At 69.1% G+C, this 23,960-nt stretch carries 25 protein-coding genes and 2 tRNA genes; 23 read left to right on the forward strand and 4 right to left on the reverse strand.

Features of this window, described 5'->3' with window-relative positions:
- Positions 1 to 14: 14 nt before the first annotated feature.
- Positions 15 to 746 carry an XRE family transcriptional regulator gene (locus tag ACIRHA_RS34435; RefSeq protein WP_403854039.1) on the reverse strand — a complete coding sequence of 244 codons (732 nt, stop codon included), beginning with the start codon at positions 744 to 746 and terminating at the stop codon, positions 15 to 17.
- 181 nt (positions 747 to 927) lie between these two features.
- Between ACIRHA_RS34435 and ACIRHA_RS34440 the strand changes: the two genes are divergently transcribed.
- The 11 genes from ACIRHA_RS34440 to ACIRHA_RS34490 all read left to right on the forward strand — a co-directional run bounded on the left by ACIRHA_RS34440 (position 928) and on the right by ACIRHA_RS34490 (position 7,382).
- Positions 928 to 1,284: a hypothetical protein gene (locus ACIRHA_RS34440; protein WP_403854041.1), complete on the forward strand. Its 357-nt coding sequence runs from the start codon at positions 928 to 930 to the stop codon at positions 1,282 to 1,284.
- 3 nt (positions 1,285 to 1,287) lie between these two features.
- A complete protein-coding gene (locus tag ACIRHA_RS34445) occupies positions 1,288 to 2,643 on the forward strand; it encodes an FtsK/SpoIIIE domain-containing protein (protein ID WP_403854043.1) in 1,356 nt (451 codons plus the stop codon).
- Between the two features lie 84 nt (positions 2,644 to 2,727).
- The gene (locus ACIRHA_RS34450) at positions 2,728 to 2,907 is read left to right on the forward strand and encodes a hypothetical protein (RefSeq protein WP_403854045.1); all 180 of its coding nucleotides are present in this window, start codon (positions 2,728 to 2,730) and stop codon (positions 2,905 to 2,907) included.
- 79 nt (positions 2,908 to 2,986) lie between these two features.
- Positions 2,987 to 3,625: a DUF2637 domain-containing protein gene (locus ACIRHA_RS34455; RefSeq protein WP_403854047.1), complete on the forward strand. Its 639-nt coding sequence runs from the start codon at positions 2,987 to 2,989 to the stop codon at positions 3,623 to 3,625.
- A 22-nt stretch (positions 3,626 to 3,647) separates the two neighbouring features.
- The gene (locus tag ACIRHA_RS34460) at positions 3,648 to 3,839 is read left to right on the forward strand and encodes a mobile element transfer protein (protein WP_351341445.1); all 192 of its coding nucleotides are present in this window, start codon (positions 3,648 to 3,650) and stop codon (positions 3,837 to 3,839) included.
- Between the two features lie 10 nt (positions 3,840 to 3,849).
- A complete protein-coding gene (locus ACIRHA_RS34465) occupies positions 3,850 to 4,008 on the forward strand; it encodes a hypothetical protein (RefSeq protein WP_351341442.1) in 159 nt (52 codons plus the stop codon).
- A 23-nt stretch (positions 4,009 to 4,031) separates the two neighbouring features.
- On the forward strand, positions 4,032 to 4,346 hold the full coding sequence (locus tag ACIRHA_RS34470; RefSeq protein ID WP_403854049.1) for a SpdD-like protein: 315 nt from the start codon (positions 4,032 to 4,034) through the stop codon (positions 4,344 to 4,346).
- Positions 4,347 to 4,433: 87 nt separating this feature from the next.
- Complete coding sequence (locus tag ACIRHA_RS34475) at positions 4,434 to 4,622, forward strand: hypothetical protein (RefSeq protein ID WP_403854051.1); 189 nt, start codon at positions 4,434 to 4,436, stop codon at positions 4,620 to 4,622.
- On the forward strand, positions 4,619 to 6,010 hold the full coding sequence (repSA, locus tag ACIRHA_RS34480; RefSeq protein WP_403854053.1) for a replication initiator protein RepSA: 1,392 nt from the start codon (positions 4,619 to 4,621) through the stop codon (positions 6,008 to 6,010). Before ACIRHA_RS34475 ends, repSA begins: the two co-directional genes overlap by 4 nt.
- Positions 6,007 to 6,207: a helix-turn-helix domain-containing protein gene (locus ACIRHA_RS34485; protein WP_403854055.1), complete on the forward strand. Its 201-nt coding sequence runs from the start codon at positions 6,007 to 6,009 to the stop codon at positions 6,205 to 6,207. The genes repSA and ACIRHA_RS34485 overlap by 4 nt, the downstream gene beginning before the upstream one ends.
- On the forward strand, positions 6,207 to 7,382 hold the full coding sequence (locus ACIRHA_RS34490) for a tyrosine-type recombinase/integrase (protein ID WP_403854057.1): 1,176 nt from the start codon (positions 6,207 to 6,209) through the stop codon (positions 7,380 to 7,382). Before ACIRHA_RS34485 ends, ACIRHA_RS34490 begins: the two co-directional genes overlap by 1 nt.
- Positions 7,383 to 7,448: 66 nt before the next feature.
- Here the strand turns inward: ACIRHA_RS34490 and ACIRHA_RS34495 are convergent.
- Positions 7,449 to 7,522: transfer RNA gene (locus ACIRHA_RS34495), tRNA-Gly, on the reverse strand.
- A 139-nt stretch (positions 7,523 to 7,661) separates the two neighbouring features.
- On the opposite strand from ACIRHA_RS34495, the gene ACIRHA_RS34500 reads away from it, so the two are divergent.
- The 5 genes from ACIRHA_RS34500 (at position 7,662) to clpX (ending at position 12,334) form a co-directional block, all read left to right on the forward strand.
- Positions 7,662 to 7,738: transfer RNA gene (locus ACIRHA_RS34500), tRNA-Pro, on the forward strand.
- 160 nt (positions 7,739 to 7,898) lie between these two features.
- On the forward strand, positions 7,899 to 9,281 hold the full coding sequence (gene tig / locus ACIRHA_RS34505; RefSeq protein WP_403854059.1) for a trigger factor: 1,383 nt from the start codon (positions 7,899 to 7,901) through the stop codon (positions 9,279 to 9,281).
- 283 nt (positions 9,282 to 9,564) lie between these two features.
- Entirely contained in the window at positions 9,565 to 10,170 is a 606-nt protein-coding gene (locus ACIRHA_RS34510) for an ATP-dependent Clp protease proteolytic subunit (protein WP_351341472.1), read from the forward strand.
- Between the two features lie 61 nt (positions 10,171 to 10,231).
- A complete protein-coding gene (locus ACIRHA_RS34515; RefSeq protein ID WP_266719658.1) occupies positions 10,232 to 10,891 on the forward strand; it encodes an ATP-dependent Clp protease proteolytic subunit in 660 nt (219 codons plus the stop codon).
- A 156-nt stretch (positions 10,892 to 11,047) separates the two neighbouring features.
- Positions 11,048 to 12,334 (forward strand): ATP-dependent Clp protease ATP-binding subunit ClpX, encoded by a 1,287-nt coding sequence (gene clpX / locus ACIRHA_RS34520; protein WP_326022559.1) that lies wholly within the window; start codon positions 11,048 to 11,050, stop codon positions 12,332 to 12,334.
- A 79-nt stretch (positions 12,335 to 12,413) separates the two neighbouring features.
- On the opposite strand, the gene ACIRHA_RS34525 is transcribed toward clpX, so the two are convergent.
- Positions 12,414 to 13,460 (reverse strand): hypothetical protein, encoded by a 1,047-nt coding sequence (locus tag ACIRHA_RS34525; RefSeq protein WP_403854062.1) that lies wholly within the window; start codon positions 13,458 to 13,460, stop codon positions 12,414 to 12,416.
- Between the two features lie 115 nt (positions 13,461 to 13,575).
- On the opposite strand from ACIRHA_RS34525, the gene ACIRHA_RS34530 reads away from it, so the two are divergent.
- Entirely contained in the window at positions 13,576 to 16,200 is a 2,625-nt protein-coding gene (locus tag ACIRHA_RS34530; RefSeq protein ID WP_403854064.1) for a valine--tRNA ligase, read from the forward strand.
- Positions 16,201 to 16,473: 273 nt separating this feature from the next.
- Positions 16,474 to 17,670: a sensor histidine kinase gene (locus ACIRHA_RS34535; RefSeq protein WP_403854066.1), complete on the forward strand. Its 1,197-nt coding sequence runs from the start codon at positions 16,474 to 16,476 to the stop codon at positions 17,668 to 17,670.
- 113 nt (positions 17,671 to 17,783) lie between these two features.
- On the opposite strand, the gene ACIRHA_RS34540 is transcribed toward ACIRHA_RS34535, so the two are convergent.
- Entirely contained in the window at positions 17,784 to 18,791 is a 1,008-nt protein-coding gene (locus tag ACIRHA_RS34540; protein ID WP_403854068.1) for a rod shape-determining protein, read from the reverse strand.
- A 133-nt stretch (positions 18,792 to 18,924) separates the two neighbouring features.
- Between ACIRHA_RS34540 and ACIRHA_RS34545 the strand changes: the two genes are divergently transcribed.
- From ACIRHA_RS34545 to mreC, 5 genes are all read left to right on the forward strand, one after another.
- Complete coding sequence (locus ACIRHA_RS34545) at positions 18,925 to 20,463, forward strand: bifunctional folylpolyglutamate synthase/dihydrofolate synthase (RefSeq protein WP_403854070.1); 1,539 nt, start codon at positions 18,925 to 18,927, stop codon at positions 20,461 to 20,463.
- A gap of 5 nt (positions 20,464 to 20,468) precedes the next feature.
- Positions 20,469 to 20,810 carry a DUF4233 domain-containing protein gene (locus ACIRHA_RS34550; RefSeq protein ID WP_403854072.1) on the forward strand — a complete coding sequence of 114 codons (342 nt, stop codon included), beginning with the start codon at positions 20,469 to 20,471 and terminating at the stop codon, positions 20,808 to 20,810.
- A 175-nt stretch (positions 20,811 to 20,985) separates the two neighbouring features.
- A complete protein-coding gene (ndk, locus tag ACIRHA_RS34555) occupies positions 20,986 to 21,399 on the forward strand; it encodes a nucleoside-diphosphate kinase (RefSeq protein ID WP_403854074.1) in 414 nt (137 codons plus the stop codon).
- A 379-nt stretch (positions 21,400 to 21,778) separates the two neighbouring features.
- A complete protein-coding gene (locus ACIRHA_RS34560) occupies positions 21,779 to 22,798 on the forward strand; it encodes a rod shape-determining protein (RefSeq protein WP_266719674.1) in 1,020 nt (339 codons plus the stop codon).
- Between the two features lie 153 nt (positions 22,799 to 22,951).
- On the forward strand, positions 22,952 to 23,944 hold the full coding sequence (mreC, locus tag ACIRHA_RS34565; RefSeq protein ID WP_403854076.1) for a rod shape-determining protein MreC: 993 nt from the start codon (positions 22,952 to 22,954) through the stop codon (positions 23,942 to 23,944).
- The last annotated feature ends 16 nt before the right edge of the window (positions 23,945 to 23,960 follow it).

Below are 23,960 nucleotides of genomic sequence, written 5' to 3' on the forward strand. Positions count from 1 at the left end.
GTTGTTCGACCGCTCTACGCGGGCCGTCCTCGCTCCCATGCGTAGTCAAAGCTCCGCATGTAGTGCCGGAACGTGCGGGCGCCCGGGAGGTACCGGAAGTGCAGCATCGGGTTCTGCGCGGCGGGCGCTCCGAGGACGTGAGGGTTCACCAGCACGTCATCGTCGAAGCGGTAGATCGAGTTGTAGAGGATCGTGTCGTGAAGCCTGACCTCGATGCCGGGGACGTTCATCGCCGGTTCCAGGTACTGCCGGGTGATCCGGGCCCGGGCCGCCAGACCGTCGCCGATGCCTTCCTCTTCACCGCGCTGCTTGATCATGGGCGCGTCCGGGTCGCCAAGGAGGATGCGGACCTCGGTCCCTGATGCGGCCTTCTCGGCCAGTTGGTCGGGCAGGTCAGGGTGCCCATCGAACAAGAACAGGCCTGCGTATACGAGGATCTCGACGTGGCTGGTTGCGTTCTCGATCAAGTAGTCCCAGAGGTTCGTCGGGACTGCTCCTCGGTGCGGGTAGTACGTGATCAGTTCTGACGCGCTGGCTGTGTCCGCCTGCTTCTCGACGGCGGGCCAGAGGTAGACCTCGTCCGCTCCGAGGAACTGCGAGGCCTTCCAGCGGTGCGTCCGGTGCGGGGTGCGCTCCTTGGAGACCCACCGCTCAACGCTCTTGGGGTCTATGCCGACGTGATCGGCCAGCGTCTGGATGGTCTCGCCCTTCGCGGAGATCGCTGCGCGCAAGCGGTCGTTCGCCATGATGCCGCTCCCTTGAACTCGCCTTGCCGGATGGAGTGTTGGGACGGTGGGACGTTTTCGACGGTAGCGGAGACGTCCCCAAAGGTCCATAGGGTCGGTGCTCCGTCCACCCCCTTCGGGAGTCTCCTGGTCTCACCGCCGAACAGCGGATCAATTCCCCGCAAGATCAGGAGAAGAGACGATGCGTCAGATTCCCGTCGACACCTCCGCCGCCGTCGTGATGGTGGCCAAGCCTCCGCAGCCCAAGGTCAAGGACCGCCGTACCGGCGAGATCGCCACAGACATCGAGTCCGGCGCGTCGCTGATGACCGTGGAGGTCATGTTCTCCGCCAACGACGAGGTGGAGATCCTGTCCGTCGCCGTTCCCGAGCCGGGTATCTCCGGTGAGCTGACGATGGGCACGCCCGTTGCACTGACCGGGCTGATTGCCCGTCCGTGGGAGAACGACTTCGGTAACGGCAAGCGGCACGGGATCTCGTTCCGCGCGGTCGCCGTGACCTCGCTCGCTGCGGGCGCCTCGAAGCCGAAGGCGGCCTGAGTCATGACGTGGCTGCTCGCCGTCGTGCTGCTGGTCGTTGCTGCCGCAGGTCTCCTGCGGTGGCGGCGCCCCGCCTGGTACTGGCTGACCTTCGGGGTCACCCTCGCCGTGCTGCGCGTCCTGGTCCGGTACGGCTCGGTCATGGACGCCTGCGGCCTGACAGTCCCGCCCGCTCGCTGGCGGCTGCGTCTGGCCAGGCTGACCCATCGGGAGATGCCCGGCCCGCGGGCTCCGCGCATCCTCCGTGTTCGTCCGACCCGGACCGGCCTGGTCTTGCGGCTCGGGCTGCGGCCCGGACAGGACGCCTTCGACGTGGCTGCGTCCACCGACCGGCTGCGCCACTCGTTCGCCATGTACGGCGTCACCTCGCGCGAACTGCGATCGGGCGTCGTAGAGCTGCGGATGACCGGCTATGACGTGCTCAAGCGGGTGCAGATGCCCGCCGTGACCGACCCGGCACCGATGCGCATCCCGGTTGCCCTGCGAGAAGACGGAGCGGTCCATTACCGCGACTTCCGAGCCATCCCGCACGGTCTGACGATCGGCGCCACGGAGTCCGGCAAGTCGGTCTACCTGCGTAACCTCGTGACCGAACTCGCCCCGCGGGACGTGGCGTTGGTCGGCATCGACTGTAAGCAGGGCGTCGAGCTGTTCCCGCTTGCCCGCCGGTTCTCGGCGCTGGCCGACAACCCCGACACCGCGGCCGATCTCCTCGACGCGCTCGTCAATCACATGGAGGGCGTCTACCAGATCATCCGTGCACACCAGGGTGTTGCCTCCGCGGTCCCGGATGCGGAGATCGCCGCAGACATCTGGGACCTGCCCGAGGACCTGCGCCCGGTCCCGATCGTCGTCCTGGTCGACGAGGTGGCCGAACTCGCCCTGTACGCCAGCAGCGCGGACGAGAAGCGCCGCAACCGCATCATCACGTCCCTGGTCCGCCTCGCCCAGCTCGGCCGTGCCGCTGGCGTCTACCTGGAAATCTGCGGGCAGCGTTTCGGCTCGGAGCTGGGCAAGGGCATCACGATGCTGCGTGCTCAGCTCACCGGGCGGACCGCGCACCGCGTCAATGACGAGACGAGCGCGAACATGGCCTTCGGGGACATCGCCCCGGACGCCGTCCTCGCCGCGATCTCCATCCCCGCCGACGCACACGGCGTCGCGATCTCCGGCGACTCGACCGGCGGTTGGTCCCGCATCCGGGCGCCGTACACCTCGCTGCGCAAGGCCGTGAACGTCTGCAACCGGCACGCTGAGCGCACCCCGGACCTGCCCGAGCTGGAGCCGTTCCGGCCTGACCTGCCGCACCTGAAGCCGGTTCCGGCTCCGGCTGTCGAGAAGTCCGCGACGGCTGCCTGATCTCTCCTCGTACTCCGGTCGGCGTGACCGCCTCGCGCCACGTCCCTACCCCGCCCATGCCTGATCCCGGAAGGAGCACCACCCATGGCCACACGCAAGAGCCCCGCCCGCAAGCCCGCGACCCCGCCGGAGTGCAAGACCTGCAAGGGCTCCGGAGAGATCTCGACCGCGGTCCGGGTCGGCGGCCGTAAGCAGCGGACCACCGATCACCAACAGACCGGCATGTGCCTCGCCTGCTTCGGCTCCGGCCACGCCGCCGACTGAACACCTGCTGGGACCGGGCGGCCGGACTCCGTGAGCCCCGCCCGGCCCTGGCCCCAACCCCTGAAGGAGGTGAGGAACCGTGTCCCGCTCGATCCGTCCGGATGCCGTACTCGTACAGGCCGTGATCGCCGGTGCGCTGTCCTTCGCCCACCTGCACGACCTCGCCGCCGCGGCCGGACAAGACGGCTGGAAGGCGTGGGCCTACCCGGTCAGCGTCGACCTGCTGCTCGTTGCTGCATGGCGGCGGCTGCGGGCTGACGGGCCTTCGCGCTTGGCATGGAGCTGGTTCCTGGTCGCCCTGGTCGCTTCGCTCGGCGCCAACGTCGCTACCGCCGGATTCCTCGACCTCGCTCACCCGCCCGCCTGGCTGCGCTTCGGGGTCGCCGGATGGCCCGCCCTCGCGTTCCTCGGCGGCACGCTTCTCGCCCACTCGGCAACCGTGCGGTCGCCCGCCGACACCGCGGCCGGGGACCGGGTGCCGGTTCCGCCGGCGCCCGCAGCCCCGGCCCCCGAACCGGTCTTCGCTCCCGATGCGGCTCCGGCTCTGCCCGAAGCACCGACCGTCCCTGAGGCTCCCGCCGCGCTGGTCGAGCATGCCCGCAAGGTCGCCGACGACCACCGCGCCCGGACCGGCGCCTCGATCGACACCGACACCCTGCGTGCCCGCCTCGGCGTCCCGGCTCCAATGGCCGACGCGATCGCCGCCCAACTCACCTGACCAACAAGGAGAACCGATCGTCATGCCTGCCCGCGACTTTTTCCACTCCGTGATGAGCATCGGCCCCGTGCGGATCGGCACCCACCGCGACCGGCACGGCCACACCAAGCACGCCGCCGTGTGCACCTCCGAGCGCTGCGGCTGGTCCGCCGACTACGGCAGCCAGTCGGCCGCCCAGCTCGCTGCCCGTACTCACCGCTGCAAGGTCCGCTGAGGAGCTGGTCATGGACGTACCGCTGTGGTTCTTCGTCGCCTGCGTCGGGCTCGTCGGCATCCGTCTCATCCGCCCGCCGTGGTGGCTGATCGCCCTGCTGCTGCTCGGCGGCTACCTCCTCGCCGACAGCCTGCTTTCCCCGGTCATCGACACCGCCGTCAACAAGTAACCCGCCGTGAAGGGAGATCCACCATGCTCCGCCCGAAGATCCCGACCATGCCCGCACCGACCGGGCACGTCACTCCGCCTGCCGTGGTCGAGCCGACGAGCGTCGTCCCGCGCCACACCCCCGAGCCGTTCGCCTCTGCCCCCGCGCCGACTCGGCCGACGGTCCAGCTCACCCCTGGCGCCCTGGCCCTGCTCGTCGGCGGCGGCACTGCGGCGGTCCTCGTCGTCGGGACCGTCCTCGTCTCGATGCTCCTCGCCGTCGCCGTGACCGCGGGCTCGCTCGCGATCGTCGCGTTGGTCGTCCGCTCGCTGATCGCCTCGGAGCACAAGCGCCGTTGACCGGCCCCGGAGCGGCCTCCACTGCCAGGTTTCGCCCGCTCCGGCGCCGTCCCTGTCCGAACCAAAGATCCGGAAGGAACCTTCATCATGACCGACCGCATCTCCTACCTGGGACGCGTCTGCCCGAACTGCGACGGCTTTCCCGTCGTCGCCGTATCCTCCGGCCTCGGCCGCGACCACCGCGGCAACCTGCCCGTCGTCACGGTCTCCTGCCACACCTGCAAGGGCTCCGGCACCCTCCGCCCGGCCCTCGCAGTCCGGAAGGTGGCCGCGTGACCGACTCCGCGACCTTCGCGGGCCTCGATCCGACCACCCTCGGCGACCTGCTGCGGGTGGCCGGGTCCGACGGCTTCGACCGCTGGCAAGACCAGATCCGCCGAACCGGCGGCTGCGCCAACCCCATCCACCTGACCGGATGGACGCTCACCAAGGACAAGACGACCGGCGAGACCCTGCACCACTACTCGACCGAGACCGAGCCGGGCGGGCGTCTCCGTGTCGCCTGCGGCAACCGCCGTGCCTCCCGCTGCCCGGCCTGTGCCTGGACCTACGCCGGAGACACTTACCACCTGATCCGGGCTGGGCTCGTCGGCGACGACCGCCGGGACCTTACCCCCACGGTCCGCGATCACCCGCGCGTCTTCGCCACTCTGACGGCGCCATCCTTCGGACCGGTCCACAACCGGCCGGACCGAGGAACCTGCCGCTGCGGTGCCCGCCACGCCCCGGATGATCCGGCCCTCGGCACCGCGCTCGATCCGGCGACCTACGACTACGCGGGCGCGGTCCTCTTCAACAACCTGTCCAGCGAGCTGTGGATGCGGTTCGTCAACCGGCTGCGCCGCGAGATCGCCGCCCGTGCCGGGATCACACAACGGGAACTCGCCGACACCGCCCGCGTCTCGTACGGCAAGGTCGCTGAGTTCCAGAAGCGCGGCGCGATCCACTTCCACGCCGTGATCCGCCTCGACGGTCCGGACGGGCCCGAGACTCCGCCGCCGTCCTGGGCCAGCGTCGGCCTGCTCGATGACGCGATCCGAGCCGCGGCACTGCACGCGTACACGAGCGTCAGCGTTCCCGCCGCCGACGGCCAACCGGCCCGAACGTTCCGCTGGGGCCGACAGCTCGATGTGCGCCCGGTCAAGGCGTTCGGGAACGGCTCCGAGATCACAGAGCAGGCAGTCGCCTCCTACGTCGCCAAGTACGCCACCAAGGCGGCAGAGAACACGGGCACCCTCGACCGCCGGATCGGGGAGCTGGCCGAACTTGATCGTCACGGCGTGCCCGACCATGCCCGCCGCCTGATCAAGGCGTGCAAGCTGCTCGATCCGATCTACCCGGACCGTCGGCTCTGGGCCTGGGCTCACATGCTCGGCTTCCGTGGCCACTTCTCCTCGAAGTCGCGCAGGTACTCGACGACGCTCGGTGAACTCCGTCAGGCCCGCGCTGACTTCAGAGCCGCCCAAGAACGTGAAGCCCTCGGCCTGCCTGACTACGAGCCGGACACCGTGCTCGTCCTCGCCGACTGGCAGTACGCCGGGCACGGCCACACCCCGGGCGAATCCGCCCTCGCCGCCTCGATCGCCCGTGACATCCAACTGAACCGCGAGACAGCACGCGAAGCCCTGCAACACCAACGCACCTTGGAAGGAGCCGCAGCATGAATGATCGATACCTCGACGTGGAACAGGTCGCCGAACTCTTCAACACGTCGGTCCGCTTCCCTCGGCGTCTCGTCGAAGAACGTCGGATTGAGTACGTCAAGCTCGGTCGGCACGTGCGGTTCCGCGAGAGCGTCGTACTTGCGTTCCTCGCCGCGAACACGGTCGAGCCTCGGAAGCGGCTGGGGGTGGCTGCCTGATGGCTGGCAAGAAGCGTCGGCAGTTCGGCCGCGTCCGCAAGCTCCAGTCCGGCCGCTACCAGGCCCGCTACCTGGCCCCTGACGGCCAGCTCCGTCCGGCACCGGAGACCTTCCGCACGAAGAAGGACGCTGACGACTGGCTCGCCGACAAGCAGTCGGAGATGCGCCGTGGAGACTGGCACGACCCGGACGCCGGACAGGTCCCCTTCGGACCGTACGCAACGGCCTGGATCAAGGAACGGGAGATCACGACCACCACGCGACAGCTCTACGGCTCGCTCCTGAAGCACCACCTTGAGCCCGCCTTCGGCGCCGTCAACGTGGCCGCGATCTCGCCCGCCCTCGTTCGGGGCTGGCGTGCCGACAAGCTCGCGTCCGGCACCGGGCCGACGACGGTCGCCAAGGCGTACGCCCTGCTCCGCTCGATCCTGGGCACGGCCGTGTCGGACCAGATGATCAGGCGGAACCCGTGCCAGATCAAGGGAGCGAGCACCGTGCACACCCCGGAGCGGCCGACGGCCACCGTGGAGGAGGTCTACGCCCTCGCCGACGCGATCCAGCCGCGCTACCGGGCGCTCGTCCTCATGGCGGGCTTCCTCGGCCTGCGCTGGGGTGAGCTGGTCGGCCTGCACCGCCGGGACATCGACCTGGAGCACGGCACCGTACGTGTCCGCCGGGCGGTCGCTGAGCTGTTCAACGGACAGCAGGAGATCAAGGCACCCAAGAGTGCGGCGGGCAAGCGCACCGTTGCCGTCCCGCTCGTGATCGTCGCTGAGATCCGGGTCCACCTGAAGCGGTACGCGGAGCCGGGCGCCGACGGCCGCGTCTTCATCGGGGTCAAGGGCGCGACTCCTCGCCGCAACCACTTCAACAAGCTGTGGCGTGCGGCCTGCGAGGATGCCGGGATCAAGGGTCTGCACTTCCATGATCTCCGCCACACGGGGAACACGCTCGCCGCGTCGACCGGGGCCAGCACGCGGGAGCTGATGTCGCGCATGGGCCACAGCACGACCCGGGCCGCGCTGATCTATCAGCACGCGAGCGCGGACCGTGACCGGCTGATCGCGGACGCCCTGAACGAGATCGTGAAGAAGGGCCGGAAGAACGGCAAGAAGTCCAAGAAGAAGAAGAAAGATCGAAAGTCCAAGGGGCACGCGGGGGACACGGAGGACTGAACGGGCCCCTAGGAAACGATCAAGGCCAGGCAGAGGAAATAGCCTCTGACCTGGCCTTGAGTCGTATGGAGCGGGCGACGGGAATCGAACCCGCGTAGCTAGTTTGGAAGACTAGGGCTCTACCATTGAGCTACGCCCGCACGGCCGCACCGCAGGTCGGTGACCGCGGTACGCAGGCATCGTAGCGGGTCGAGGGCGTCGAGCGCACACCCCCCTTTCGGCGGCCCGCAGCGCGGGAGCCGCATGGCCTGCGGGCATGTACCCTACGTGTCGCACCGACGGGGTGTGGCGCAGCTTGGTAGCGCGTCCGCTTTGGGAGCGGAAGGTCGTGGGTTCAAATCCCGCCACCCCGACCAGCGTTCGGAGGGTGGCCGGCGCGGACAGGGTCGGCCACCCCGGGGTTCTCCAAGATCGCATTGTGGGTCAGCAGCGGCGTGCCGTTACTATGCAAGCTGCATGCCCGTGTGTCTCTTAAGCCGGGCAGATCCCAGAAGTCAGCCCCCAAGGAGACCCACCGTGAAGAGCGCCGTCGAGACCCTGAACCCGACCCGGGTTCGGCTCAGCATTGAGGTGCCCTTCGAGGAGCTCAAGGACAGCCTCGACGCGGCGTACAAGAAGATCAACCAGCAGGTCACGGTGAAGGGCTTCCGCAAGGGCAAGATCCCGGCCCGCGTCATCGACCAGCGCTTCGGCCGCGGTGCGGTTCTCGAGGAGGCCGTCAACGACGCGCTCCCGAAGTTCTACACCGAGGCCGTGAACGAGGCGGAGCTCAACGTCCTCGGTCAGCCCGAGGTCGACATCACCGACCTGAAGGACGGCGAGACGCTGAACTTCACCGCTGAGGTCGATGTACGCCCGACGATCGAGATCCCGGACTACTCCGGCATCGAGGTCGAGGTCGACGCCACTGAGGTCACCGAAGAGGACGTCGACAAGGCCGTCGAGCAGCTGCGCGACCGCTTCGCCTCCACCGCGCCGGTCGAGCGCGCCGCCGAGGACGGCGACGTCGTGACGATCGACCTGGAGGCCAAGGTCGAGGGCGAGGTCCTCGAGGACGGCGTCGCGTCCGGCGTCTCGTACACCATCGGCTCGGGCGAGCTCCTCGACGGCATCGACGACGCCGTCAAGGGCCTGGAGGCCGGTGGCGAGGCCACCTTCACCTCCGAGCTCAAGGGCGGTTCCGCCGAGGGCAAGGACGCCGAGGTCACCGTCAAGGTGAGCCAGGTCGCCAAGCGTGAACTGCCGGAGCTGGACGACGAGTTCGCGCAGCTCGCCTCCGAGTTCGACACCCTTGAGGAGCTGAAGGCGGACAGCCGCAAGCGCCTCGAGAACCAGAAGCTGAACGACCAGGCCACGCAGGCGCAGGAGCGCGTCCTGGAGAAGCTGCTCGAGCTGGTCGAGGTTCCCGTCCCGGAGAAGCTGCTCGAGGACGAGGTCCAGACCCGCAAGCACAACCTCGAGAACCACCAGCTCGGCCAGATGGGCCTGGACCTCGAGAAGTTCCTCGAGATCCAGGGCAAGACGGTCGAGGAGTTCGACGCCGAGACGAGCGAGCAGGCCGTCAAGGGCATCAAGACGCAGTTCGTCCTCGACGAGCTCGTCAACAAGGAGAAGCTGAACGTCAGCCAGGAGGAGCTCACCGAGCACCTCATGCGCCGCGCCGCTTCCTCCGGCATGTCCCCCGACCAGTTCGCCCAGGCGGTCGTCGAGGGTGGCCAGGTCCCGATGCTCGTCGGCGAGGTCGCCCGCGGAAAGGCCCTTGCCGTGGTCGTCGAGGCCGCCACCGTCAAGGACACCAACGGCGAGGTCGTCGACCTGTCGGACGACGAGGAGGAGACGGAGGAGGCCACCGAGGCCGCCGCCGAGTCCACCGAGGCCCCCGAGGCCGAGGCCAAGTAACCGCTCCGCTCAGGAACGTGTGAGCAGGCCCCCGGAACCGTGCTGGTTCCGGGGGCCTGCTTTTACGGGCGCGGAGAGCCGCGCTCGGCCACCCCGTCCATGACCGGCGCGAACCTGCGCTCACAGCGAACAGTTCCACTCGCGGGATTCTCCTGAGGGAGCCGCGCGTTAGGGTCCATGAAGAGGAGGGCAGGGGAGTCCGAGCACGGCCCCCGGCCCCAGCTAAAGACGCGAGACGGCGCGTAGCCGTCAGAGACGAGCAGGTGGATACGTGACGAATCTGATGCCTTCCGCCGCAGGCGAGCCGTCCATCGGTGGTGGCCTCGGCGACCATGTGTACAACCGGCTGCTCGGCGAGCGCATCGTCTTCCTCGGCCAGCAGGTCGACGACGACATCGCGAACAAGATCACCGCGCAGATGCTGCTCCTTGCCGCAGACCCGGACAAGGACATCTACCTCTACATCAACAGCCCCGGTGGCTCGGTGACGGCCGGCATGGCGATCTACGACACCATGCAGTACATCCCGAACGACGTCATCACCATCGGCATGGGCATGGCCGCCTCCATGGGCCAGTTCCTGCTGACCGGCGGCACGGCGGGCAAGCGCTTCGCTCTGCCGCACACCGACATCCTGATGCACCAGGGCTCTGCGGGCATCGGCGGTACCGCGTCGGACGTGAAGATCCAGGCCGAGTACCTGCTGCGCACGAAGAAGCGCATGGCCGAGATCACGGCCCTGCACTCCGGCCAGACCATCGAGACGATCATCCGTGACGGTGACCGCGACCGCTGGTTCACCACCGAGGAGGCCAAGGAGTACGGCCTCATCGACGAGATCATCACTGCCGCTACGGGCGTTCCGGGCGGCGGCGGCACCGGCGCCTGATCCTCGCGATCACGTCGGCACAGCCAGCCAAGCCCACCCTCACCAGGACGGAACACCGACCATGAACAACTTCCCCGGCAGCGGCCTGTACCAGGGCCCCCAGGTCGACAACCGCTACGTGGTGCCGCGCTTCGTCGAGCGCACCTCGCAGGGCGTGCGCGAGTACGACCCGTACGCGAAGCTCTTCGAGGAGCGCATCATCTTCCTCGGCGTGCAGATCGACGACGCGTCGGCCAACGACGTCATGGCGCAGCTGCTGTGCCTGGAGTCGATGGACCCGGACCGCGACATCTCCATCTACATCAACAGCCCCGGTGGCTCGTTCACGGCCCTCACGGCCATCTACGACACGATGCAGTTCGTGAAGCCGGACATCCAGACGGTCTGCATGGGCCAGGCCGCCTCCGCGGCCGCCGTCCTGCTGGCCGCCGGTACGCCCGGCAAGCGCATGGCGCTGACCAACGCGCGCGTGCTGATCCACCAGCCCTCCGGCGGCACCGGCCGTGAGCAGCTCTCCGACCTGGAGATCGCGGCCAACGAGATCATGCGCATGCGTGCTCAGCTGGAAGACATGCTGGCCAAGCACTCGACGACGCCGATCGAGAAGATCCGCGACGACATCGAGCGCGACAAGATCCTCACGGCCGAGGACGCGCTCGCGTACGGCCTGGTCGACCAGGTCGTGTCGACGCGCAAGATGAACAACGAGGCGATCGCGTAGTAGGCGCTGTATCGTCTGCCGTTCCCTCCGGCACGGTTCACGTCAAAGTGAACCGTGCCAAGGGGGGCCCGAACGGGGGGCCCGGCAAGGTACCGTCGGATACAGGCACCAGGAGCCGCTTACGCGAGCGTCTCCCAGGCGAAGGGGAAGCACCTCGTGGCACGCATCGGTGACGGCGGCGATCTGCTCAAGTGCTCGTTCTGCGGAAAGAGCCAGAAGCAGGTCAAGAAGCTCATCGCAGGCCCCGGTGTATACATCTGCGACGAGTGCATCGACCTCTGCAACGAGATCATCGAGGAAGAGCTCGCGGAGACGAGCGAAGTGCGCTGGGAGGAACTGCCCAAGCCGCGCGAGATCTACGAGTTCCTCGAGAGTTATGTCGTAGGACAGGAAGCCGCCAAGAAGGCCCTGTCCGTCGCGGTGTACAACCACTACAAGCGCGTCCAGGCCGGCGAGAACGGCGGGGCGAACGGACGGGACGACGCGATCGAACTCGCGAAGTCCAACATCCTTCTCCTCGGCCCGACCGGCTCCGGAAAGACGCTCCTCGCGCAGACACTGGCGCGCATGCTCAACGTCCCGTTCGCCATCGCCGACGCGACGGCGCTGACGGAGGCCGGGTACGTCGGCGAGGACGTCGAGAACATTCTGCTGAAGCTGATCCAGGCGGCCGACTACGACGTCAAGAAGGCCGAGACCGGGATCATCTACATCGACGAGATCGACAAGGTCGCCCGCAAGTCGGAGAACCCGTCGATCACGCGTGACGTGAGCGGTGAGGGCGTGCAGCAGGCCCTCCTCAAGATCCTTGAGGGCACCAGCGCCTCGGTTCCGCCGCAGGGCGGCCGCAAGCACCCGCACCAGGAGTTCATCCAGATCGACACGACGAACGTGCTGTTCATCGTGGGCGGCGCGTTCGCCGGTCTGGAGAAGATCATCGAGTCGCGGGCGGGCGCCAAGGGCATCGGCTTCGGCGCGACCCTGCACTCCAAGCGCGAGCTGGAGGAGAAGGACCAGTTCCAGGAGGTCATGCCGGAGGACCTGGTGAAGTTCGGGATGATCCCGGAGTTCATCGGCCGGCTCCCGGTCATCACCGCGGTCCAGAACCTCGACCGTGAGGCGCTGCTCCAGATCCTCGTCGAGCCGAAGAACGCTCTGGTCAAGCAGTACGAGCGGCTCTTCGAACTCGACGGTGTGGAGCTGGACTTCGAGCGCGAGGCGCTCGAGGCCATCGCCGACCAGGCGATCCTGCGCCGCACCGGCGCGCGAGGACTGCGCGCCATCATGGAGGAGGTCCTTCAGTCGGTGATGTACGAGGTCCCGTCCCGCAAGGACGTGGCCCGCGTCGTCATCACGGCAGAGGCCGTTCACTCGAACGTGAACCCGACGCTGATCCCGCGGGACGCCCGCGGCGGTGGCAGCGGCGAGCAGAAGTCGGCGTAGCCACAGGCCAGTCGGTACGGGAAGGGCCCCGGTCGGAGATCCGACCGGGGCCCTTCTCATGTGGTGCAGGTGCTGACCGTCAGGACTTGACGCGGACCTCGTCGCGCAGCTTCGCCGTCGTGTCGGCCGCCTCGCTCAGCGGCTGCTCCTTCTTCGAGATGATGGCGCCGCTGTCGGAGTACACGATGTACGTGACCGTGCTGTGGTCGCCCCAGATGCACATCGGCATCTTGAAGCTCGACGGCACACCCGCGGTGGACGAACTGCCGCCGGGCATCTCGTACTTGGCGTTCTGGCACTTCATGACGCCGTTCTTGAAGCCGGCCGGCTCGAACTTCTGGGGCGAGCCGTCGAAGGAGACCTTGGCGCCGCTCGCGCCGCCCGCGTCCGCCTTGGACTTCTTCTCCATCTCGGTGAACATCGAGTCGACGACCTTCTCCGGGTCCTCGATCTTGCCGTAGACGCCACCGAAGTTGATCGCCTTGACCGAGGTGCCGGAGCCCGCCTTGTAGCTGGCGTTCACGCTCTTGGGGTCGGTCACGCCCCACTTCTTGGCCTCCGCGAGGTCGCTGTCGCTGAAGGTGCCGCTGCTGGAGGTGTTCGAGCTGCTCTTCTGGTACTCGCCGAGGACCGTGGCCGGCGTCGTCAGCTTGTGCTGGCCGTCGTCCGCCACGGACCCGCCGCCACTGCCGCCGTCGCCGCCGCCGAAGATGAAGTAGCCCCCGGCCCCGAGCGCCGCCACCACGACGACCGCGCCGATCACGATGCCCAGCACCTTCTTGCTGCCGCCCCCGCCGGTGGGCGGCTGCGGCGGGTACTGGCCGTACGGAGCCTGCTGCGGCTGCCCGTACGGGCCCGGCTGCTGGGGCTGGCCGTAACCGCCGGGCGCCTGCTGCGGCGGCTGACCGTACGGACCCGGCGGCTGCTGGGGCGGAACGCCTTGGGGTGCCTGCTGGGGCGGCTGCTGCGGGTAACCGTAGCCGGGCTGGGGCGCCTGCGGCGGCTGGCCGTACGGACCCGGCTGCTGCGGCTGACCGTAGGGGCCCGGCTGCTGGGGCGGCTGACCGTACGGGCCCGGCTGCTGGGGCGGCTGGTTCCCGTACGGGCCCGGCTGGTTGTGGCTCATTACTGGCGTTCCCTCCCGTTGCTTATGTGCTGCCGACATCCTGACGTACGTGGGTGCGATCCGTTCCACCGGATTCGGTTTCAGTACGAGCTTGTAACCCCTCTAAACTGGCCCCGTGACCGAGAACTCTCAGCAGCAGACGCCAGCGCCCACTTCCGAACTGCCGACCCAGTACGCGCCGGCCGAAGTAGAGGGGCCGCTGTACGAGCGCTGGGTGGAGCGCGGTTACTTCGATGCCGATCCCAAGAGCGAGAAGCCGCCGTACACGATCGTCATCCCGCCGCCGAACGTCACGGGCTCCCTGCACCTGGGCCACGCCTTCGAGCACACGCTGATCGACGCCCTCACCCGCCGCAAGCGCATGCAGGGCTACGAGACGCTGTGGCAGCCCGGCATGGACCACGCCGGCATCGCCACGCAGAACGTGGTGGAGCGCGAGCTCGCCAAGGAGGGCCTGTCCCGTCACGACCTGGGCCGTGAGGCGTTCGTCGAGCGGGTCTGGCAGTGGAAGGCCGAGTCCGGCGGCCAGATCGCCGGTCAGATGCGCCGCCTGGGCAACGGTGTGGCGTGGAGCCGCGACCGCTTCACGATGGACGAGGGCCTGTCCCGCGCGGTCCAGACCGTCTTCAAGAAGATGTTCGACGACGGCCTGATCTACCGCGCCGAGCGCATCAGCAACTGGTGCCCGCGCTGCCTGACGGCCATCTCGGACATCGAGGTGGACTACCAGGACGACGACGGCGAGCTCGTCTCCATGAAGTACGGCGACGGCGAGGACACCATCGTCGTCGCGACCACCCGCGCCGAGACGATGCTCGGCGACACCGCGGTCGCCGTCCACCCGGACGACGAGCGCTACGCGCACCTGATCGGCAAGCGGATCAAGCTGCCGCTGACCGGGCGCTCGATCCCCGTCGTCGCGGACACGCACGTCGACCCGGAGTTCGGCACCGGAGCCGTCAAGGTCACGCCCGCGCACGACCCGAACGACTTCGCGATCGGTCAGCGCCACGACCTCGAGGCGCTGGAGGTTCTGGACGAGCGCGGCATCATCACCGCGCACGGTCCCTTCGAGGGGCTCGACCGCTTCGAGGCGCGCTCCGCGATCGTCGCCGCGCTGCGGGCCGAGGGCCGGATCGTCGCCGAGAAGCGGCCGTACGTGCACAGCGTCGGCCACTGCTCGCGCTGCAAGACGACCCTGGAGCCGCGCCTGTCGCTGCAGTGGTGGGTCAAGGTCGAGCCGCTCGCCAAGGCGGCCGGCGACGCGGTCCGCGACGGCCGGACGAACATCCACCCCGCCGACCTGACGCAGCGCTACTTCGACTGGGTCGACAATCTCAACGACTGGTGCATCTCGCGCCAGCTGTGGTGGGGCCACCGCATCCCCGTCTGGCACGGCCCGAACGGCGAGATCGTGTGCGTCGGCCCCGACGAGCAGCCGCCGAGCGGCGAGGGCTGGCACCAGGACACGGACGTCCTGGACACCTGGTTCTCGTCCGGCCTGTGGCCGTTCTCCACGCTGGGCTGGCCCGAGCAGACCGAGGACCTGGCGAAGTTCTATCCGAACTCGGCCATGGTCACCGGCTACGACCTGATGTTCTTCTGGGTCGCCCGGATGATGATGTTCGGCCTGTACGTGATGGACGGCGAGGTCCCCTTCAAGACCATCGCGTTCCACGGCATGGTCCGTGACGAGCACGGCAAGAAGATGTCCAAGTCGTTCGGCAACGCGGTCAACCCGCTGGACTGGATGGACACCTACGGCTCCGACGCGCTGCGCTTCACGCTCGCCCGCGGCGCGAACCCCGGTATCGACGTCCCGATCGGCGAGGACTGGGTCCAGGCGTCCCGGAACTTCGCCAACAAGATCTGGAACGCGACGCGCTTCGCGCTCATGAACGGCGCGACCGTCGAGGGCCCGCTGCCGGAGCCGTCCGAGATGACGGCGACGGACCGCTGGATCCTCTCCCGTCTCAACAAGACGGTCGCCGAGGTCGACGCGTTCTACGAGGACTACCAGTTCGCGAAGCTCTCCGACTCGCTCTTCCACTACGCGTGGGACGAGGTCTTCGACTGGTACGTCGAGCTGTCGAAGACGACGTTCATGGCGGGCGGCGAGCCGGCCAAGGTGTCGGGCCGGGTCCTCGGTGAGGTCCTCGACGTCATGCTGCGGCTGCTGCACCCGATCGTCCCGTTCGTCACCGAGACGCTGTGGACGACGCTCACGGGCGGTGAGTCGGTCGTCATCGCCGACTGGCCGAAGGACAGTGGCTTCCGCGACGACGCCGCCGAGCAGGAGATCGCGACGCTCCAGCAGGTCGTCACCGAGGTCCGCCGCTTCAAGGGCGACCAGGGCCTCAAGGCGGGCCAGCGCGTCCCGGCCCGCCTGACCCTGGACGGCACCGCGCTCGCCGCGCACGAGCCGGCCATCCGCCAGCTGCTCAAGCTGCAGCCGGAGGGCGAGGGCTTCACCGCCACCGCCACGCTGCCGGTCGCGGGCGCCGAGGTGGCGCTCGACCTGTCCGGTGCGATCGACGTGGCCGCCGAGCGCAAGCGCCTCGCCAAGGACCTCGCCGCCGCAGAGAAGGACAAGGCGCAGTCCGAGGGCAAGCTCGGCAACGAGGCGTTCCTCGCCAAGGCCCCGGACCAGGTGGTCGACAAGATCAAGGGCCGGCTCGCCAAGGCGGACGAGGACATCGCCCGGATCCAGGCCCAGCTGGACCGGCTGCCGCAGGCGTAGCAGCGTGAGTCATCGACGCGGCGGGCCCCGAAACCTTTGGGTTTCGGGGCCCGCCGCGTCGAACGACTGACCCTGCTGTCGGCGCGACGCCCCGAGCCGTCCTGAGCACCGATGCGGGCCGCCGCGGGGCCGACGAGACCACCGCGTATCCCGAGCGCTCGACGAGGGTGGGGCCGCCGCACGGCGTTCCCGTGGCCGGCCACGAGATGCCCCGGCATGCCGGATCAAGGTAAGAAGGGGCATATCGGGCGCGGTCGCACGGAGATGAGGCGCATGCACGACGGGGCCGACGCAGAGGCGGCGAGCGGGGCCGCGACGGCCGCCGCGGGCCGTCGCCTCGGGCGGCTCTGGTCGCGCCTGGAGCGCTGGCGCGGCACCCCGCACGCCGTCGACCTCGTCACGGCCGCCGGCTGCTTCGCCCTGATGGGCCTCGACATCCCCGGCCTCGCCAGGGCGGACAACGCGCTCAGCGGCACGTCCGCCACGCTCGTGCTCGTCCTCGGCGCCGCGACGCTGCTGCTGCGCCGGCGCGGGCCGTGGGGGCCCTGGCTGTCGTTCGCCGTCGGGATGGTCTTCCTCGGCTGGCTGCACGATGTGACCCTGATCCAGTTCGCCCTGTACTCCGTGGCCCGCTACCGGGGCCGCAACTCCGGCATCCTCGCGTGCTGCGGCTATCTCGTCTGGGCCTGTACCGCGTACGCGCTCTTCGACTGGCCCGCGCACCGCGGCGGCGAGAGCGTGAGCCAGTTCCTCGCCCTCGCCGTGCCCATCGGGGTACTCGCCACCGGCGTCGGCATCGCCGCGCGCCGTATCGACCTCGTCCGCGCACTGGAGGCCAAGGGCACCGAGACGGCGCTGCTCCAGGCCGTGCAGCAGGAGCGCGCCGACGTCGCGGGCGACGTGCACGACTTCGTGGGCCGCGAGCTCACGATGCTGTCGGTGCGGGCGGAGGTGCTGTCGCGGCGGGCCCGCGGCGAGCGCTGGGAGACCGACTTCGACGAGCTGTCCGAGACGGCGCGGCGGGCGCACCTGCTGCTCAACGAGATCGTCGTGCGCCGCGGCACCGGAGGCGGCGCACCGACCCCCGGCCTGGAGGCCCTGGCCCGGCTCGCCGAGGAGAGCGCGGCGGCGGGCAACGAGGTCGCCGTCGAGGTGGACGCCGCCGCCCGCGCCCAGTCCCCGCTGCGCCAGGCCGCGGTCTACCGCGTCGTCCAGGAGTGCCTCACGAACGCCGCGAAGCACGCCCCGGGCCGGCCGGTGGCGGTGACCGTGACGGTGGCGGCGAACCGCCTGCGCGTCACGGTCACCAACCCGCTGGCGCCCAGCGCCCCGACACTGCCCCCGGTCTCGGCGGGTACGGGCACGGCGGGCATGGCAGAACGGGTGTCGTCACTGGGCGGCACGTTCCACGCAGGCAGAACAGAGCAGTCCACCTACGAGGTGGAGGCAACTTTCCCGGCAAGAACGTAGGGGCTGTTCTTCAGGGGCGCGGGGCTGTCTCGATGTGCGGCTCCGCCGCGTGGGCGCAAACGCAACCCCAGCAACACCGCACCCGCGAACCCAACTCAGCCCCAACGCAAAACTCACGCCGCCAGCATCCGCTGCAACCCGTCGAAGTCGTCCACACACTTCCCGCACCCCAGCGCCACGCTGTCCAGCGGATCGTCCGCGACGAACACCGGAATCCCCGTGCCGGAGGCGATCCGCAGATCGAGGCCCGGCAGCATCGCACCCCCGCCCGTCAGCACGATCCCGTGCTCCATGACGTCCCCCGACAGCTCCGGAGGACACTCCTCCAGCGTCGCCTTCACCGCGGCGATGACCGCCTCCACCGGCTCGTCGAGCGCGGCCCGCACCTCACGTACCGTCAGCTCCAGCGTCTTCGGGAGGCCCGCCACCTTCTCCCGCCCCCGCACGGTGAACGCCCGCATCTCGAACGAGTCCTCGCCGGGCACCGGCCACGCCGAGCCGATCGCGACCTTGATGTCCTCGGCCGTGCGCTCGCCGATCAGCAGCCCGTGCTCCTTGCGCACGTAGTCCGTGATGGCCTCGTCGAACCGGTCGCCGCCGACCCGCAGGGACTGCGAAGTGACCACGCCGCCCAGCGAGATGACGGCGACCTCGCTCGTGCCGCCGCCGATGTCCACGACCATCGACCCGCGCGGATCCGCCACCGGGAGCCCCGCCCCGATCGCCGCCGCCATCGGCTCCTCGATCAGGTGCACGGTCCGCGCCCCGGCCCGCCGCGCCGCGTGCTCGATGGCCCGCCGCTCCACGGGCGTGACCCCGCTGGGCACGCACACCACCATGCGGATACGGGGGCGGCGCCCCGGCACCGCCTTGCGGACGAAGTGCCGGATCATCGCCTCGGCGGCCTCGTAGTCGCTGATCACGCCGCCGCGCAGCGGCCGGATCGCGGTGATCGACCCCGGCGTGCGCCCGATGGTCTCCTTCGCCTCGCTGCCCACGGCGAGCACCTCGCCGCGCCCGCCCGCCTTCATGGCGACGACCGAGGGTTCGTTCAGCACGATGCCCTGACCGCGCACGTAGAGAAGGGTGTTGGCGGTGCCGAGATCGATGCCTATGTCCATGATCAGCAAGTTTGCCGGGCGGGAGACGGTTCCGGAGGGACCAAGGTCCCGAAACGGACAGGGCGAAAGTCCCGAAAGGGGACGACGGGTGGCGTCGGGCACGCTGTCGGTGGACCTCCGTAGACTGGCGTATGTGAGTGACCTCCCCCCGCGCGACAGCAGCGACTACGGCTCCCCCGACAACCCCGACGACGCCGACCAGTTCGAAGAGATCGTCGGCGAAGAGACCACCCGCGACCCCGACCTCGCGGTGATCGAGGCGGGCAGCCGCACCCTGCGCACCCAGTCGGCCCCGCCGCAGGGCGACGGCATCCCGGCCCGCCCGGAGGACCCCGAGGTGGAGAAGGCGCTGCGGGTGGTGGAGGCGGAGCTCGCCACGCGCTGGGGCGAGACGAAGCTGGAGCCCTCCGTCGACCGCATCGCCGCGCTGATGGACGTGCTCGGCGAGCCGCAGCGCGCGTACCCCTCGATCCACATCACGGGCACGAACGGGAAGACGTCCACGGCCCGCATGATCGAGGCCCTGCTCACGGGCTTCGACCTGCGCACCGGCCGGTACACCTCACCGCACGTCCAGTCGATCACCGAGCGGATCAGCCTGGACGGCGCCCCGATCGGCCACGAGCGCTTCATCGAGACGTACGACGACATCAAGCCGTACGTCGAGATGGTCGACGCCCAGCAGGAGTACCGCCTCTCCTTCTTCGAGGTGCTGACGGGCATGGCCTACGCGGCCTTCGCCGACGCCCCGGTGGACGTGGCGGTCGTCGAGGTCGGCATGGGCGGCAGCTGGGACGCGACGAACGTGATCGACGGATCGGTCGCGGTCATCACCCCCATCGACCTCGACCACACCGACCGGCTCGGTGAGACGCCCGGCGAGATCGCCGGCGAGAAGTCCGGGATCATCAAGCAGGACGCCTCCGTGATCATGGCGCAGCAGCCGGTGGACGCGGCGCAGGTGATCCTCAAGAAGGCCGTGGAGACGGACGCGACGGTGGCCCGCGAGGGCCTGGAGTTCGGCGTCGTCCGCCGCGAGGTCGCCGTCGGCGGCCAGTTGGTGACGCTGCGCGGGCTCGGCGGCGAGTACGAGGACATCTTCCTGCCGCTGCACGGCGCGCACCAGGCGCACAACGCGGCGGTGGCGCTCACCGCCGTCGAGGCGTTCTTCGGTATCGGCTCGCAGCACGCGCGCCTGCTCGACATCGACACCATCCGCACCGCGTTCGCCTCGGCCACGTCGCCGGGCCGCCTGGAGATCGTGCGCCGCTCGCCGACGGTCGTGCTCGACGCCGCGCACAACCCGGCGGGCGCCCGCGTCACCGCCGAGGCGATCGGCGAGGTCTTCGACTTCAGCCGCCTCATCGGTGTCGTCGGCGCCAGTGGCGACAAGAACGTACGGGGGCTCCTGGAGGCCTTCGAGCCGATCCTCGCGGAGGTCGTCGTCACGCAGAATTCCAGCCACCGGGCCATGGACGCCGACGAGTTGGCGGGCATCGCGGTGGAGGTCTTCGGTGACGAGCGCGTCCAGGTCGAGCCGCGCCTCGACGACGCGATCGAGGCCGCGATCACGCTCGCCGAGGAAGAGGGCGAGTACGCGGGCGGGGGAGTGCTCGTCACCGGTTCCGTCATCACGGTCGGCGAAGCCCGGCTGCTTCTGGGGAAGGGCTGATCGCCGTGCGTATTCTCTGTTCCTCGACCCTGCTCGCCGAGTTCTTCGTCATCGGCTTCGCCGGGCTCGTCGCCATGAAGGACCCCGACCTCTCGGCCGGCCTGGTGTGGACGGTGAGCGGCATCGCGATGCTGCTCAGCGTGCTGCTGTGCGGCATGGTGACGCGGCCCGGCGGTGTGCAGCTCGGCTGGGCGCTGCAGATCGCCCTGATCATCAGCGGCTTCTTCGTCCCGGTCATGTTCTTCCTCGGCGCCTGCTTCGCGGGCCTGTGGTGGGCCTCGGTCCACTTCGGCCGCAAGGTCGACGAGGCAAAGGCCCGCTTCGCAGCCCAGGCCGGCCAGGCTTGAGGCGTGCGGCGCCAAATCCAGCCCCTGCGGCGATTGAGCAGCGGGGTCCGGGGCAGAGCCCCGGGGTTGGGCCCAGCCCCGGCCAGGCCCCGGCGCCCGCCCGCCTGCCGCGGCGATGGTCACGCCCTGTAACCTCGGGCGTCACCGCACACTAGGCCTACAAGGAGTCCCGCGAATGACCCAGCGCACGCTCGTCCTGCTCAAGCCCGACGCCGTCCGCCGCGGCCTGATCGGCGAGATCATCGGCCGCATCGAGCGCAAGGCCGGCTGGACGATCAGCGCGCTCGAACTGCGCAGCCTGAGCCAGGAGACGCTGGAGGCGCACTACGGCGAGCACAAGGGCAAGCCGTTCTACGAGCCGCTGGTCGACTTCATGTCCTCCGGGCCGGTGGTCTCCCTGGTCGTCGAGGGCGAGCGGGTGATCGAGGGCGTACGCCAGCTGGCCGGTCCCACGGACCCGATCGCCGCCGCCCCCGGTTCGATCCGCGGCGACCTCGGCACCATCGTCCGTGAGAACCTGATCCACGCCTCCGACTCCGAGGAGTCCGCGGCGCGCGAGCTGAAGCTTTTCTTCCCCGATTTCGCGTGACGGGTCGCTTTTCCGGTCTTCTCGTATTCCGGACTTCGACTCACTCCCGTGAGACACCCGGTGTCCGCTCCATGAGACCGGCGAGTTCGTTTTCTGATGCAGTGTCAGTCACGGAGCGCCACTGACCAGGAGCGGCCCGAGAATTCGGGCCGCTCTTTTGCATATGCGGCCCAATCGGGGGAACGCACTCCTCCGTCGGGACGTCCCCATTAGCGGGGCAGGGACTCCCATGCTGACAATGGCGAAGACCCTCGCGCCGTGATCGTGCAGGCGAGACTACGATGGAGCCTCCACGCCACACGCGTCCACCTCTCGCCTACCTGACAAGCCATCAAACGCTCCACTTGGGAAGGCCAGACGAATCCTGATGGGGAACTCAATGTCGTTCATCGGCCGTGACATGGCTGTCGACCTCGGGACCGCCAACACGCTGGTGTACGTCAGGGGTCGAGGGATCGTGCTCAATGAGCCGTCCGTGGTCGCTATCAACACCAACACCGGCGGCATCCTCGCGGTCGGCGCCGAAGCCAAGAAGATGATCGGGCGCACGCCGGGCAACATCGTGGCGGTCCGCCCGCTGAAGGACGGCGTGATCGCCGACTTCGAGATCACCGAGCGCATGCTCCGCTACTTCATCCTGAAGGTGCACAAGCGGCGCTACCTCGCCCGGCCTCGTGTCGTCGTCTGCGTGCCGTCCGGCATCACCGGTGTCGAGCGCCGCGCGGTCATCGAGGCCTCCTCGCAGGCCGGTGCCCGCCAGGTGCACATCATCGAGGAGCCCATGGCCGCGGCCATCGGCTCCGGGCTCCCGGTCCACGAGGCCACGGGCAACATGGTGGTCGACATCGGTGGCGGCACCACCGAGGTCGCGGTGATCTCGCTCGGCGGAATCGTCACGGCGCAGTCCATCCGCGTCGCGGGCGACGAGCTGGACAACGCGATCATCCAGCACATCAAGAAGGAGTACTCGCTCCTCCTCGGTGAGCGCACCGCCGAACAGATCAAGATCACGATCGGCTCCGCGTACGACCTCGACTCCGACGAACACACCGAGATCCGCGGCCGTGACCTCGTGTCAGGGCTGCCGAAGACCGTCGTCATCTCGGCGGCGGAAGTCCGCAAGGCGATCGAGGAACCGGTCAACGCGATCGTCGACGCCGTGAAGACCACCCTCGACAAGTGCCCGCCCGAACTGTCCGGTGACGTAATGGACCGCGGCATCGTTCTCACCGGTGGCGGCGCCCTGCTGCGCGGCCTCGACGAACGGCTGCGCCGCGAGACCGGCATGCCGATCCACATCGCCGAGGACCCGCTCGACAGTGTGGCGCTCGGTTCCGGCAAGTGCGTCGAGGAGTTCGAGGCGCTCCAGCAGGTTCTGGACGCTTCGCCGCGCAGATGATCTGAAGCGAAAACGTCCGCCGTACGAGTGCCTGCCACCTCGTGCGGCGGATCGTTGATATATAGGCAAGGCATAAGAAATCCTCCGCAGCATCGCTCGGCACGGCCGAGCACCGCTCGACTCAATCGACAGAGGAAGGCACGGCCGCCGCACGTGAGGGACACACGAGAGAGTCGGCTGCTCCTGGTGCTGCTGATCGCCATCGCGTTCGCACTGATCACGGTGGACATCCGCGGCGGCGAGGACTCGCCGGTCGACGGTGCCCGGCACGCGGCCGCCACGGTCTTCGGCCCCGTGGAGAACGGGGTGTCCGGCGCGGTCGACCCGATCGGCAACGCCATAAGCGCGGTCCGCGACTCCGACAAGCGGCACAACCGCATCGGTGAACTGGAGCACGAGAACGCCGCGTTGAAGGCCAAGCTCGGCAGCGGCGACCGCAACCGCAGCAAGGTCCGCCAGCTCGACGCCATGCTGAAGACGGCGGGCGCGGGCCAGTACGGCATCAAGGGCGCCCAGGTCATCGCCATCGGCTCGGCGCAGGGCTTCTCCTGGACCGTGACCATCGACGCGGGCGCCAATGACGGCATCAAGCGCGACATGACGGTGCTGAACGGCGACGGACTCGTCGGCCGTGTGACGACCGCCGGCCCGAACACCGCCACCGTGCTGCTCGCCAACGACCCCGACTTCACCGTCGGCACCCGCATGGAGAAGTCCGACGAGCTCGGCTTCGCCTCCGGGCAGGGCGACCGCCCGCTGCGCGTCCAGCTCCTCAACGGCAAGGCCAAGGTGAGCAAGGGCGAGCGGCTCGTCACCTTCGGCTCGCAGGCCGACAAGCCGTTCGTGCCCGGCGTCCCGGTCGGCCGCGTCGTCCGCGTCGACCCCTCCGGCGGCGACCTCACCCGCACCGTCTACGTGAAGCCGTACGTCGGCTTCACCAAGCTCGACATCGTCGGTGTCGTCGTGCAGGCGCCGCGCACCGACCCGCGGGACACGGTGCTGCCGAAGAAACCCGCCAAGCCCAAGCCGACGCCCACCGTGACCGTGACGGCCACCCCGGGCGCGGACGGCAACGGCAATGGCAACGCCGAGGCCAACGGCAACGGCGAGAACGCCGCAGACAACAACGCAGACCAGCAGCAGTAGCAGGAGGAGCAAGGAA

Source organism: Streptomyces sp. NPDC102360, from assembly GCF_044766085.1.
Taxonomy (GTDB): Bacteria; Actinomycetota; Actinomycetes; order Streptomycetales; family Streptomycetaceae; genus Streptomyces.